This window comes from Lysinibacillus sp. NPDC048646 (genome assembly GCF_050272295.1).
In the GTDB taxonomy this organism is placed as follows: domain Bacteria; phylum Bacillota; class Bacilli; order Bacillales_A; family Planococcaceae; genus Lysinibacillus.
Genome location: NZ_JBNNLZ010000003.1, coordinates 220,723 through 234,165, shown reverse-complemented (window position 1 = coordinate 234,165; position 13,443 = coordinate 220,723). Strand labels below are relative to the sequence as shown.

General features: G+C 38.8%; 13 protein-coding genes. All 13 read left to right on the top strand.

Features of this window, described 5'->3' with window-relative positions; all coding sequences use genetic code 11:
* The first annotated feature begins 11 nt into the window (after window positions 1–11).
* The 13 genes from ACQKII_RS05725 to mtnN all read left to right on the top strand — a co-directional run bounded on the left by ACQKII_RS05725 (window position 12) and on the right by mtnN (window position 12,856).
* Window positions 12–1,091, top strand: a complete 1,080-nt coding sequence (locus ACQKII_RS05725) for a methionine ABC transporter ATP-binding protein (protein ID WP_427457180.1) — start codon at window positions 12–14, stop codon at window positions 1,089–1,091.
* Window positions 1,033–1,686, top strand: coding sequence for a methionine ABC transporter permease (locus ACQKII_RS05720; RefSeq protein WP_427457178.1), 654 nt, complete (start codon window positions 1,033–1,035; stop codon window positions 1,684–1,686). The genes ACQKII_RS05725 and ACQKII_RS05720 overlap by 59 nt, the downstream gene beginning before the upstream one ends.
* A 24-nt stretch (window positions 1,687–1,710) precedes the next feature.
* The gene (locus ACQKII_RS05715) at window positions 1,711–2,538 is read left to right on the top strand and encodes a MetQ/NlpA family ABC transporter substrate-binding protein (RefSeq protein WP_427457467.1); all 828 of its coding nucleotides are present in this window, start codon (window positions 1,711–1,713) and stop codon (window positions 2,536–2,538) included.
* 17 nt (window positions 2,539–2,555) lie between these two features.
* Window positions 2,556–3,899, top strand: a complete 1,344-nt coding sequence (locus tag ACQKII_RS05710; RefSeq protein WP_427457176.1) for an LLM class flavin-dependent oxidoreductase — start codon at window positions 2,556–2,558, stop codon at window positions 3,897–3,899.
* The gene (locus ACQKII_RS05705; protein ID WP_427457174.1) at window positions 3,899–5,086 is read left to right on the top strand and encodes an acyl-CoA dehydrogenase family protein; all 1,188 of its coding nucleotides are present in this window, start codon (window positions 3,899–3,901) and stop codon (window positions 5,084–5,086) included. Before ACQKII_RS05710 ends, ACQKII_RS05705 begins: the two co-directional genes overlap by 1 nt.
* A 131-nt stretch (window positions 5,087–5,217) precedes the next feature.
* Window positions 5,218–6,345, top strand: coding sequence for an endolytic transglycosylase MltG (gene mltG / locus ACQKII_RS05700; RefSeq protein WP_427457172.1), 1,128 nt, complete (start codon window positions 5,218–5,220; stop codon window positions 6,343–6,345).
* 818 nt (window positions 6,346–7,163) lie between these two features.
* On the top strand, window positions 7,164–7,796 hold the full coding sequence (locus tag ACQKII_RS05695; protein ID WP_427457170.1) for an O-methyltransferase: 633 nt from the start codon (window positions 7,164–7,166) through the stop codon (window positions 7,794–7,796).
* 5 nt (window positions 7,797–7,801) lie between these two features.
* Window positions 7,802–8,734: a peptidase U32 family protein gene (locus tag ACQKII_RS05690; RefSeq protein WP_427457168.1), complete on the top strand. Its 933-nt coding sequence runs from the start codon at window positions 7,802–7,804 to the stop codon at window positions 8,732–8,734.
* Window positions 8,735–8,748: 14 nt separating this feature from the next.
* A complete protein-coding gene (locus ACQKII_RS05685; RefSeq protein WP_427457166.1) occupies window positions 8,749–10,029 on the top strand; it encodes a peptidase U32 family protein in 1,281 nt (426 codons plus the stop codon).
* On the top strand, window positions 10,029–10,667 hold the full coding sequence (gene udk, locus ACQKII_RS05680; RefSeq protein ID WP_427457164.1) for a uridine kinase: 639 nt from the start codon (window positions 10,029–10,031) through the stop codon (window positions 10,665–10,667). The genes ACQKII_RS05685 and udk overlap by 1 nt, the downstream gene beginning before the upstream one ends.
* A 184-nt stretch (window positions 10,668–10,851) precedes the next feature.
* On the top strand, window positions 10,852–11,340 hold the full coding sequence (greA, locus tag ACQKII_RS05675) for a transcription elongation factor GreA (RefSeq protein WP_427457162.1): 489 nt from the start codon (window positions 10,852–10,854) through the stop codon (window positions 11,338–11,340).
* A gap of 108 nt (window positions 11,341–11,448) precedes the next feature.
* Entirely contained in the window at window positions 11,449–12,102 is a 654-nt protein-coding gene (locus tag ACQKII_RS05670) for a YrrS family protein (protein ID WP_427457160.1), read from the top strand.
* A gap of 61 nt (window positions 12,103–12,163) precedes the next feature.
* Window positions 12,164–12,856, top strand: coding sequence for a 5'-methylthioadenosine/S-adenosylhomocysteine nucleosidase (gene mtnN / locus ACQKII_RS05665; protein ID WP_427457158.1), 693 nt, complete (start codon window positions 12,164–12,166; stop codon window positions 12,854–12,856).
* Window positions 12,857–13,443: the final 587 nt, after the last annotated feature.

Genomic DNA, 13,443 nt, shown 5'->3' with positions numbered 1-13,443 from the left:
GGTACAGGGGCATGATTGAATTCATCGAAACGACAAAGGAATTTCAGGTAGGGCAATCCACTGTGAAGGCTTTAGATCACATTAATTTAACGGTTCGAAAAGGTGATATATTTGGCGTTATTGGTTTTAGTGGTGCTGGTAAAAGTACCTTAATAAGAACAGTGAATCTGTTGGAAGAGCCTACTTCAGGTCAGGTACTTGTGCATGGCATAAATCTTACAACATTAAGTAAAAAACAATTACGAGAGGAAAAGAAAAAAATCGGAATGATTTTCCAACACTTCAATCTTCTTAATTCTAAAACAGTTTTTGAAAATGTGGCGATACCATTGGAGTTAGGTGGTGTCAAAAAAACAATAATTGAAACACAAGTACGTGAGGTTTTAACATTCGTTGGTTTAGAAGATAAGGCCAATCGTTATATAGATGAATTATCAGGTGGTCAAAAGCAACGGGTTGGGATTGCGCGTGCACTTGTCACCAAGCCAAAAATATTATTGTGTGATGAAGCGACATCTGCGCTGGATCCACAAACGACTAAATCTATTTTAGAGCTATTAAAGCGTGTCAATATTGCGTTTGGTATTACGATTTTAATGATTACGCATGAGATGGCAGTAATACGTGACATATGTAATCGTGTTGCGGTTATGGAAAATGGTCACATTATTGAAGAAGGGAATGTACTTGAAATTTTTTCAGCACCAAAGGAAGATACAACCAAAAATTTTGTGCAGTCGGTCGTACGTGATGACATACCTCAGTCGATCTATGAGCAACTGAAAGAAAAAAATGGCTCGAAACGGGTTTTTAACATGAAATTTATTGGGGTAGATGTTGGGCAACCTGTTGTATCACAGGTGGCGAAAAAATTCAATGTCGATGTCAATGTATTGTTTGGCAATATCACTGAACTACAAGGAATACCTTTTGGTCATTTAATAGTAGAACTTGTTGGACCTGAACCAGAAATACAAAAAGCATTTTTATATATTCAAAACAAAAATATTCAGATTGAGGAGGTCAGTGCACATGAAGGTGAGCGCACAAATCATTATCGACGCAGTGTGGGATACGCTGTACATGGTTAGTATCTCGTTATTTTTCGGCGCTATCTTGGGCTTTATCTTAGGCATTACATTAGTTGTCACTAGAAAAAGACATATTTTGGAAAATAAATTATTTTTTTCTATCTTGAACCCTATTGTAAATACACTTCGTTCCATTCCATTTATTATTTTACTCGTTGCCATTATTCCATTTACACGTTTAATTGTTGGAACGGCTATTGGGACAACAGCAGCAATTGTGCCGCTTGTATTGCATATCGGACCGTATATTTCCAGATTAATAGAAAATTCTTTACTTGAAGTGGATGAAGGCATTATTGAAGCGGCGAAGGCAATGGGGGCATCTCCATTCCAGATTATTCGTAAATTTTTATTGCCTGAAGCTTTCCCATCATTGATTTTAAGTGTCACGACGGCAACTATTGGCTTAATAGGAGCAACAGCTATGGCTGGAGCAGTTGGCGGCGGAGGTCTTGGTGATGTCGCCATAACTTACGGCTATCAGCGCTTTGATAATGTCACGATTTTAGTAACGGTTGTGATTTTAGTTGTGCTCGTTCAAATTATTCAAAGCATCGGCAATAGCTTTGAAAGAAAACTACGAAGAGTGTCTTAGAAGGGAAGTATTACCATGAAAAAAATGAACTATGTCATCGGATTGCTTACGTTATTATTTTTGCTTGTAGCATGTGCGAACGCTGAAGAAAAGGATGTCGTAAAAGTAGGTATTCGCAGCTCGGAACTGAAAACTTGGGCGTATATAAAAGAACAAGCAGCGAAGGAAGATCTTGAGCTAGAACTCGTTACTTTCTCCGCTCAATTCGACCCAAATCAAGCATTGGCAGAGGGTGAAGTGGATATCAATGCCTTTCAGCATGTAGCGTACTTAAACTTATTTAATACGAATAATCATACAGATTTACAGGTGATAGGCACGACAATTATGGCGCCTATTGGTCTATATTCAAACAAATATAGCTCAGTAACGGATATCAAAGAAGGAGCTAAAATAGCCGTACCAAACGACCCGTCAAACTGGGGACGTGCATTGTACTTACTGCAAGAATACGATTTACTCACTGTTACAGATGATTTTGATGGCAATGGCGGAGAGGACCGTATTAAAGATAATCCGAAGAATTTAACAATCCTGCCTGTAGAGGGTGCAACAACGCCACGTGTAATGGAGGATGCTGATTTCGCGGTTATTAATAATGGTGTGGCAGTGGAAGCGGGCTTGCTTTTAAAGGATGCTATTATTCATGAGAATGAAACTGCAAAGCCATTTATCAATGTAATTGTGGCAAAAGCAGAAGATAAGGACAATGCCACATTGAAAAAAATTGTAGATATCTATCAACGTCAGGACACGGCAAATTTCATTACAGATATTTCTAAAGGTAATTATATTCCTGTAAAGCTGTCATTGGAGGAGTTAGCAACATGGAAACAGTTTTATTCATATTAAAATAGGAGAGATGATGAATGGCGAAGAAAAAGGAATTGAAGTTAGCGTTGTACTTAATAGGAGCTGGGATGCATGTTGCAGCTTGGAAACATCCTCAAGGGCAGACAAATGCAAGTATTGATATTCAAGCGTTGCAAAAGGTAGCACAGATTGCCGAAAAGGGTAAATTTGATATTGCTTTTGTCGCTGATAGTTTAGCAATTAATCATGCATCTCATCCTCATATTTTAAATCGTTTTGACCCGCTCATTCAGATTACAGCTTTAGCCGCAGCAACGACAAAAATTGGTCTAGGCGCGACAGCATCGACAACTTATAGCGAACCATATGTGCTAGCAAGACAGTTAATGTCCGTTGACCATATAAGTAATGGTCGCGTTGCATGGAACTTGGTAACGACGGCCGATGCAACAGGTGAGACTGCTCAAAACTTTAGTCGTGATAAGCATTGGGAACACGATCATCGCTATGAACGTGCAGAGGAATTTATTGATGTTGTCCAGTCATTATGGGATTCATGGGAAGATGACGCTTTTGTTTATGATCGTGAAAATAATATTTTTTACGATCCAAAAAAAGTGCATGAAACAGCCTTCAAGGGCGAGTATTTATCAGTAAAGGGGCCTTTGAATATTGCTCGTTCCGTGCAAGGGCAACCTGTTATTGTAGAAGCAGGCGCGTCGAAACCAGGGCAAAAATTGGCAGCGCGTACAGCAGAAGTAGTTTTTGTACACTGGGATGATATTGAAAAATCGAAGGAGCATTATCGTAATTTAAAAGTACAGCTCGCTCCATTTGGGCGTTCACAAGAGGAACTTCTAGTATTGCAAGGCATTTCACCAATTGTCGGCGATACGGAGGAAGAAGCCAACCGTAAGTACAATGAGTTACAAGCTGCAGTTGATCCGTATGAGAGCTTGAAGTTTGTTTCAGGTTATATGGGGAATGTTGATTTTTCTAAGTATTCTTTAGATACGCCAGCGATCGAAGTGGAATTTCCAAAGGTTAACAGTATTCAAAGTCATTTCAATGAGCATTTAGACATTATAAAAAAAGAAAATTTAAAAGTCGGGGATTTATATGCGCGTCTATTTGGTCCAGCTCGACGTGATGCCTTCGTTGGGACACCCATTCAAATTGCAGATGAAATGGAGCGCTGGATTGTAGAGAATGCAGCAGATGGATTTATGTTGCAATTTCCATTATTACCTCGTGATTTAGAGGACTTTGTAGAAAAGGTTATCCCTATATTGCAGGAACGCGGCATCTATCGGAAAGATTATACAGGATCGACACTTCGTGAGCACTTAGGGCTGAAAAAGCCAGAAAATCGATTTGTGAAAAGTAAGGTGACACCGTAATGAGTGATGTATTTATTCGGAATAACCGTGAACAACAGCTTGTACAATATGCCCGTGACTTGGCAACGCAAATTGAAAAAACGGCAGCTAGTTATGATGAAAGTGGTGAATTTCCATTTGAGCATTTTAGGATTTTAGAAGACGCGGGCTATTTCCGCTTAACGGTGCCAAAAAAGTATGGAGGGGAGGAAATTTCGCTCTATGAAATGTTATTAGTGCAGGAGCAGTTAGCTAGAGGCGATGCTTCAACTGCCCTGTCTGTTGGGTGGCGTTTATTAACATTTTTAAATGTCCGTGAGGCTAGAACATGGCCCGAACCAGTATTTTCAGAACTGAGCCGGAAAGCTGTCGAGGAAGGATTACTATTGAATATTATCAATAGTGAACGAGGGAAGGGCAATATTTCACGTGGAAGTTTACCTGGGACGACTGCTAAAAAAGTGAATGGGGGCTATATGATTACAGGTGAAAAGGCCTTTGCTTCATTAGCGCCAATTTTAAAGCAATTTACGATTATCGCCTATTTAGAAGAAGAAAATTTATCTGCGGAGTTCCTCATTATGAAAAACGAACAAGTTGAAATTATTGATACGTGGGATGCGATGGGCATGCGTGCTACGGGTAGTCATGATATTATTTTCCATAACACTTTTGTGCCTGATGAAGCATTATTATACCGACATCGTCCAAATGAAGTGAATCGTTTTTTAGCAGATGGTCGGGTCTATTCACTAGAAATTCCAGCTGTTTATTTAGGCATTGCAGGGTCTGCAAGGGATTATGCAATTGACTTTGCAAAAAACACTTATTCATACAGTCTGGAAAATACGATTGCCCATGCAAGCCACGTGCAACAAAAAATTGGCGAAATTGAAGTGTTATATCAAACGGCCAGACGCACACTTTATAGCATTGCCTCTCAGGTAGAACAAAATCCAGCAATCAAGGAACGATTAGCGGACGATGTAAGTATTGCAAAGTATATGATTTGCAATAATGCTATTGAAATTGTGACAAAAGCCATGCAAATTGTTGGTGGGCGGAGCATTTCAAAATCAAATAAATTACAACGCCTATTTCGTGATGTACAGTGCAGCCGCTTCAATCCACCTGCTGACGATGTGGTCATTTCACAGCTTGCACAAGGCTTATTAGGGGAAGAAAAACAAGGCGCTTTTCAATTATAAAAAAATGAAATCTGCTGACAAAAGTGTTGGCAGATTTTTCTATATGTGCTAATTCTCCTGAATTGTCGATTTCTGTTTGTCGTAAAAGTTGATTTCTAGTATGATAATGGATAGTGATAGGGGGGAAACCCGTGGATAACGGTTCGAAAAAACAAGAAATGTTTTCAAAAATGCAGGAAAAAAAATCAGAGGTAAAAATTGTGAGAAAAATAGTAGCAATTATAGCAATCGTTTTTGTCCTAGTATTTGGGATTGTCGGTTTTATGAGCTATAACTACGTGAAGGGTGCACTAAAGCCAATGGATCCGGATGCGACAAAAACAATTGCCGTTGAGGTGCCGATTGGCTCAAGTTTAGGGTCTATTTCGGCTTTATTAGAAGACAAAGGCATTATTAAAGATGCACGCGTGTTTAAGTATTATGCCAAGTTTAAAAATGAATCACAATTCCAAGCTGGAAATTATGATTTAACAAAAGCGATGACATTGGACGAGCTTATCGAGAGTTTGAAAACTGGGAAAGTGTATCGTGTGCCAGTCTTTACAATGACAATTCCGGAAGGCTTAACACTTGAACAAATTGGTAATATTATTGAGAAGAAAACGCCGTATACACAAAAAGAATTTATGGATTTAGTGACAAGTGATACGTTTGTTCAGCAAATGATGGCCAACTATCCGGAACTTGTGACAGATGCAGTTCTAGCGGACAATATTCGCTATGATTTAGAGGGCTATTTATTCCCAGCGACGTATTCATACTTTGAAGAAAAACCTTCTTTAGAATCCATTGTAGAAGAAATGGTAGCGGCTATGAATAATGTTGTGAAAAATTACAGTGATGCTTTAGCTGAAAAACAAATGTCGGTGCATCAGCTCTTAACATTTGCCTCATTACTGGAGGAAGAAGCGACAGCGCAAACAGATCGTGAAACGATTGCGAGTGTATTCTTTAATCGTATTGATGAAGGAATGCCACTGCAAACAGACCCAACTGTTTTATATGCACTTGGTTCACATAAAGACCGTGTATTATTCGAGGATTTAGAAGTGGAAAATGCTTATAACACATACAAAAACAAAGGCTTACCACCTGGACCAATTGCTGGTGCTGGTAAAACATCGATTGAAGCTTCTTTAAATCCGAGCAAAACTGATTATTTCTATTTCTTAGCTGATAAAGAAGGTGTCAACCACTTCTCGAAAACTTATGATGAGCATTTACAAAAGGTAGAAAAATATTTGAAACAAGCTGAATAGCTACGTCTAACTAGAAAAAAGCATATTCAATAAGACGAATAGAAGGAAAGAAAAATAGCTTTCCTTCTATTTTCATGCTATTATAAATTGTGATTTTAACATTATTCAGCAAAATACCACCTTTAAAATTTGTGTGAAACAGCAGGTTTCGACTTGCATTATACAGGCGTATTATAAATGCCTGTTGAATAAAGTTAAAGCCTCCGGTGAATGTCATAGCTGTTTTTTACGTGAAAATGAAGCGTCAATAAAAGACTACTCTGCAAGTCTTGAATTGTGTGGACACAATTACGCTGAAGTGTAATTGATTCAATATATACGTGGTGGCAATTGTTTCGAACATATTCGAAAAAACAATTGCTCATTTTTGTATGGCAAAGTACCAAGACATCACGTTTGGTCTTTTTCTTTTTGTAGGTAAATGATGATGAATGAAGGATATGGTCAACGGGGCTCCCCTCGTTGTATGTAATTTATATCAGCAGGTCTTTTCATGTAACGAAAACATGCTTTAAGTGTGCAACAGCTACAGTATCCCTCTGCTTCCATAGGTAGGGGATGAATGCCAAAAAAATGTAATCGATTCAGTTGGGATTCAAGCCTCAGCTGAATCAAGTTAAAGCGCCCAGCGAAGGTCATTTAAGATGTTCGTTATAAATGCCAAGTCCTGTTCAGGTTACTGACATCGTCATCGACCTCGTGCATTGCTAAAGGCAATTCAAAATTGACGTATTGTTTATCTGCGAGAAAGCAGAGTAATAGTGAAGCGTCAGTGGCAATTTTGCTGTGGTGTGATTGATTGAGGTGTAAATAAAACAATGGAATTATCGGATGCGTATATACAATCATTTATTCAACCACGTAATGATTTGCTGTTAGAAATGGAGGCGTATGCGAAGGACAATCATGTACCGATTATGCAGCTTGCAGGCATAGACGCACTGAATCAGTTACTTCGTATTCAAAATCCGTCAAACATTCTAGAAATTGGTACGGCAATCGGTTATTCGGCGCTACGTATGGCAGAAGCTTTGCCAAATGTGCAAATCGTTACGATTGAGCGTGATGTAGACCGGGTTAAGAAAGCGAAGGATTATATTGCACGTTCCACTGATTCAAATCGTATTACTGTTATTGAGGGGGATGCCTTAGAAGTGGATGATAAGGCGATTCATACGACATTCGATGCAGTTTTTATTGATGCAGCAAAGGGACAATATCAACGTTTCTTTGAAAAATATGCCCCACTTGTGAAATCAGGTGGAGTCTTGTATATCGATAATATGTATATGCATGGTTTGTCAGATTTGGACTTAAAGGACGTGCCGCGTCGCAAGCGCACTATGATTCGAAATTTAAAAAACTTCACAGATTGGATTATGCACCATCCTGATTATACAAGTGCATTTTTACCAGTCGGTGATGGCTTATTATTATGTTTGAAGAGGTGACTACTATGAAAAAACCTGAATTGCTGGTAACACCGCAGACGGTGGACCATGTCAAAGCACTTATAGAAGCTGGAGCAGATGCTTTTATCATTGGTGAACAACAATTTGGCCTTCGTCTTGCTGGAGAATTTTCTGTCAGCGAAGTAGAAGAAGCAACAAAACTTATTCATGCAGCTGGTAAGAAAGTATATGTTGCAGTGAATGCGCTTTTCCATAATGAAAAACTAGATGCACTTGGCGACTATTTAAAAGAAATGCAGCGGATTGGTGTTGACCGATTAATTTACGGTGATCCTGCTGTTATCATCTTACGTCGTGAGCAAGGTGTAACAATTCCACTGCATTGGAGTCCAGAAACAACTGCGACAAACTGGTTTACGGCTAATTACTGGGGGAAACGTGGTGCAACTCGAGCAGTACTTGCACGTGAGCTTTCTTTAGATGAAGTAGTAGAAATTAAAGAAAATGTGGAGATGGAAATTGAAGTGCAAGTACATGGTATGACCTGTATGTTCCAATCGAAGCGTCCATTACTAGGTCATTATTTCTTATACCAAGAAAAAGTAATGGAAATTGAAAATCGCAAGGAAAATCGAAATATGTTCCTTCATGATGATGAGCGTAACAATAAATATCCGATTTATGAGGATGCAAATGGTACGCATATTTTCAGTCCAAATGATATGTGCATTATTGATGAACTCGGTGAATTATTCGAGGCCGGGATTGATGCACTAAAAATCGAAGGTGTACTGCAAACACCAGCATACGTTGAGACTGTAACGCAGGCTTACCGTAAAGCAATCGACACATATTTTGATGAATCAGAAGATGCCTATGAAGACATTAAAGATGATTTACTAGCAAAAATTGAAGACATTCAGCCAGCCATCAGACCTCTCGATACTGGGTTTATCTTCAAAGAAACAGTGTACTAGGAGGTGGCAAGAACATGGCATTAGCATTAGAACAAAATGACAAAATCCGTGGAATCGTGGATGGTAAGCGTGTCATTACAAAGAAACCTGAACTACTTGCCCCCGCAGGTAGCTTAGAAAAATTAAAAGTGGCAGTACATTACGGTGCAGATGCTGTATTTATTGGTGGTCGTGAATTCGGCCTTCGTTCAAATGCAGATAACTTTTCCATCGAGGAAATGCGTGAGGGTGTAGAATTCGCCAATAATTATGGTGCAAAGATCTATGTTACAACGAATATTTTTGCTCACAATGAAAATATGGATGGCTTAGAGCAGTATTTGCAGGATATCGAATCAGCAGGCGTAACAGGCATTATCGTAGCAGATCCGCTCATTATTGAAACATGCCGTACAGCTGCGCCAAAGCTTGAAATTCATCTTTCTACGCAACAATCTCTATCTAACTGGAAGGCAGTACAGTATTGGAAAGAAGAGGGCTTACACCGTGTAGTTTTAGCACGTGAAGTAGGTGGCGAAGAAATGAAGCTCATGAAGGAAAAAGTCGATATTGAAATCGAAGCGTTTGTTCATGGGGCAATGTGTATCGCTTATTCAGGTCGTTGTGTACTATCTAATCATATGACTGCACGTGACTCTAATCGTGGAGGATGCTGTCAATCTTGTCGCTGGGATTATGATTTGTATGAGGTAGAAGATGGTGCAGAAAAAGCATTATATGATGATAATCATGCATCGTTTGCCATGAGCCCAAAAGATTTAAAATTAATCGAAGCCATCCCTCATATGATTGAGCTTGGTATTGATTCATTAAAGGTTGAAGGCCGCATGAAATCAATACATTATGTTGCAACGGTTATTTCTGTTTATCGTAAAGTAATTGATGCTTATTGTGCAGACCCAGATAACTTCAACATTAAACGTGAATGGCTTGAAGAGCTAGATAAATGTGCAAATCGTGATACAGCAGAAGCATTCTTCCACGATGCGCCAGGCCACGAAGAGCAAATGTTTGGCGTACATGGTCGTAAAACGACATATGAATTTGCCGGATTAATTTTAGATCATGATTCAGACACAAAAATAGTGACAATGCAACAACGTAACTATTTTAAACCTGGAGATGAAGTAGAGTTCTTTGGTCCTGAAATCGAAAACTTCCGCTTCACAATGGGTGAAATTTGGGATGAGGATGGTAATAGCTTAGATGCGGCCCGTCATCCATTACAAATTGTTAAATTTAAATGTGATATGCCTTTAAAACCGCACAACATGATGCGAAAGGAGAATAAATAATGGCAACAAAGCGTCCAGTCGTCATCGGAATCGCTGGTGGATCGTGCTCGGGTAAAACGAGTGTGACACATGCTATTTATGATGTTTTCCGTGACCATTCGGTAGTTGTAATCGAACAAGATTATTACTATAAAGATCAGCGTCATTTAACATTTGAGGAGCGTTTACAGACAAACTATGACCATCCACTTGCGTTTGATAATGATCTGCTGATTGAGCATATTAACAAGCTCTTAATGCGTCAACCTATCGAAAAACCTGTATATGACTACGTGCAACATACAAGGGCGAAGGAAGTAATTCAAGTAGCTCCAGTAGATGTTATTATATTAGAAGGTATTTTAGTGTTAGAAGATGCTGGTTTACGTGATCTAATGGATATTAAATTATTTGTAGATACAGATTCTGATTTACGTATTATTCGTCGCATAATGCGTGATATTAAAGAGCGTGGACGTACAACGGATTCTGTGATTGACCAGTATCTATCTGCGGTTCGCCCAATGCATAATTTATTTATTGAACCGACAAAACGTTATGCTGATATTATTATTCCTGAAGGTGGGGATAATGAGGTGGCTATCGATTTGATGGTAACGAAAATTAAAACTATTCTTGAAACTGACCACGTATTGTAATAAGATAGAGTTGTATTGACAATATTTACATGCTTATCAATACATATTTTTGTAAAGCATGCATACTATTAGGTCAAAGAGCATTTTGAAATGGATTATAAATAAAAATTCGATTAAATGCATTCTTGCATGCATTTGGTCGAGTTTTATGTTTTTATATTGAAGAAATAAGGAGTGAAGAACTTTGTCAAATGAAAAACAGTACCCAATGACAGCTGAGGGTAAGAAAAAATTAGAAGAAGAATTAGTGAAATTAGAAACGGAAACACGTAAGGAAATCGTAGAACGTATAAAAATTGCACGTGACTTCGGGGATCTTTCTGAAAATGCTGAATATGATTCTGCTAAAGAAGAACAAGCCTTTTTAGAAGGACGAATCTCTACTTTAAAATCGATGATTCGTAACGCGGTTATTATCTCAGAAGATGTAACAGATAACAGTGTAGTTTCACTTGGGAAAACGGTTACATTTGTAGAGATTATTGATGGAAAACCATCAACAGATAAAGAATCATACACAATTGTTGGTTCAGCAGAAGCGGATCCAATGGAATTCAGAATCTCGAATGAATCACCAATTGCTAAAGGTCTACTAGGAAAAGCAGAAGGTGAAGAAGTAGCTGTACAAACACCTGCTGGCGAGATGAAAGTGAAAATTATTTCGATTAAATAATCGATGTGTACAAGCAGTTAGCTTTTCTTTCTTAAGAGGAGCTAGCTGTTTTTATTTTGCAAGTGGTGAGGAACTTGTTAAAATATTGGCTAGAGAGGGGGAGTTTTCGTGAGTGAACGACAAACGCGAAGCAGTCGTCATCTGCAGCCATCTCACAATAAAAAGTTAGATAAACTTTTAAATGTACTAATTGGCATTGTCTTTATACTAATTGTTATAACGGCAATATATGTGTTTAAATGGCAAGATGACTCAGAAGAAACAGTAAAAGAGGACCCAGTTCAGGAGCAAAAGAACGATGATGCGACGCAAGAGCATCCTAAAGAGGAAGACGTTGAAGCAGACGAGGAAGTATCTAAAGAAGAGCCTAAAGAGGAAGAGCCTAAAGAGGAATCAGGACAGTCTGAGCAGGACACAGTTGTTGAAACAACATCAGATGATCCAATCGTTGACCGTGCAGTGACAGATAATAGCTGGAAGCCTACACCTACAACACAAACAGGAGAGCATGTATCGTCCTATAATGTTAAATCTGTAGACTGGGCTGAAAAAATAGCGACCATTACAGCTGCCACAGGCATCGCCAATGACAATATGATAATTTGGCGTTTACAAAATAATGGTGGTGCTGATACAGCCATAGCTACGGTATCTACAAAAGACAAAGCAGAAATGTATCGAGTGAGCATGGAGTGGGTTAATAATGAAGGCTGGCTACCTGTTAAACTTGAGCAACTGAATACATTAGAAGGTGCCTATTGACGAAAGGTACTCTATTGATTATTTTTAATAGAGTTGGATAAAGAAGGGAAGTAACGTACACATGAAAATCGCAGTAATCGGTGCAATGGAAGAAGAAGTAGAACTATTACGTGCATCTTTAAAAAATGCAAATAGCACAACAATTGCAGGTAGTGAATATACAACTGGAACATATGAGGGCAATGAAGTTATTTTATTAAAGAGCGGAATTGGTAAAGTCAATGCAGCGATGTCAACAACAATTTTATTGCATGAATTTAAACCAGATGTAGTAATAAATACAGGTTCGGCTGGAGGCTATGACGAGGCATTAGAAGTAGGTGCAGTTGTGATTTCAGATGAAGTGCGCCATCATGACGTAGATGTGACGATTTTCGGTTATGAGATTGGTCAGATGGCTGGCATGCCTGCTGCATACAAGTCAGATGCCAAGCTTATGAAAGTCGCTGAAGAAGCTGTCAAGGCAGTGGGCGAACACCAATATGATATTGGTTTAATCTGTTCGGGTGATGCCTTTATGAATGACCCAGTTCGTGTGGAAGCGGTACGTCATCATTTCCCACAAATGAAAGCAGTCGAAATGGAAGCGGCAGCTGTTGCTCAAGTATGTTATCAATTTGGAACGCCTTTTGTTGTGATTCGTGCACTATCTGATATTGCAGGAAAAGAATCAAACATCAGCTTTGATGAATTCTTACCAATAGCAGCAAAGCATTCGACACAAGTGGTGTTAAAAGCGATTTCCTCGCTATAATCTACACAAAATGGTCAAAATGAGTGGCTGGTGAGTGAGAAAAATCACAGTTTTCTGTGCATACAAATGCTACACTGTCATTAATATAAAACTTTAATCGATGAAACTTTCGATGTACAGGACATGCTAAGCAAGCGATAATACAGAATATCCTGTCCTTAGTCTATCCAACGATTTTAGTTAGTCTCAAGCACGGGTCTCGCAACGTTGCTACAGAATGTAGTGAACTGAGTATGTGTTCATGAAACGTGTTCCTATTTGCCCTCTTAAATGTCTCTATTACTCTTCATTTGAAGTGGGCGTCTGAGCACCCATTAACATGGGATAAATTTCTCTTTACATTCGGATGGGAGGCATGAATGATGTTATTTTTGACAGTAGGTGTAGTCATTCTTACGACGTTAATTGGTTCACTTATTTCAGGTGAACTTTCTGAATCCACTCACTAATATTGTATAGAAAGCTCCTTTGAGGCTGCTAGAGCCACAAAGGAGCTTTTTCTTTCATGCCACACATGAACCTCACACTGAGAACTGCAGACGTTCTTTTCGAGAGCAGGCCACATCTATCCATGTAATTAGAAATAT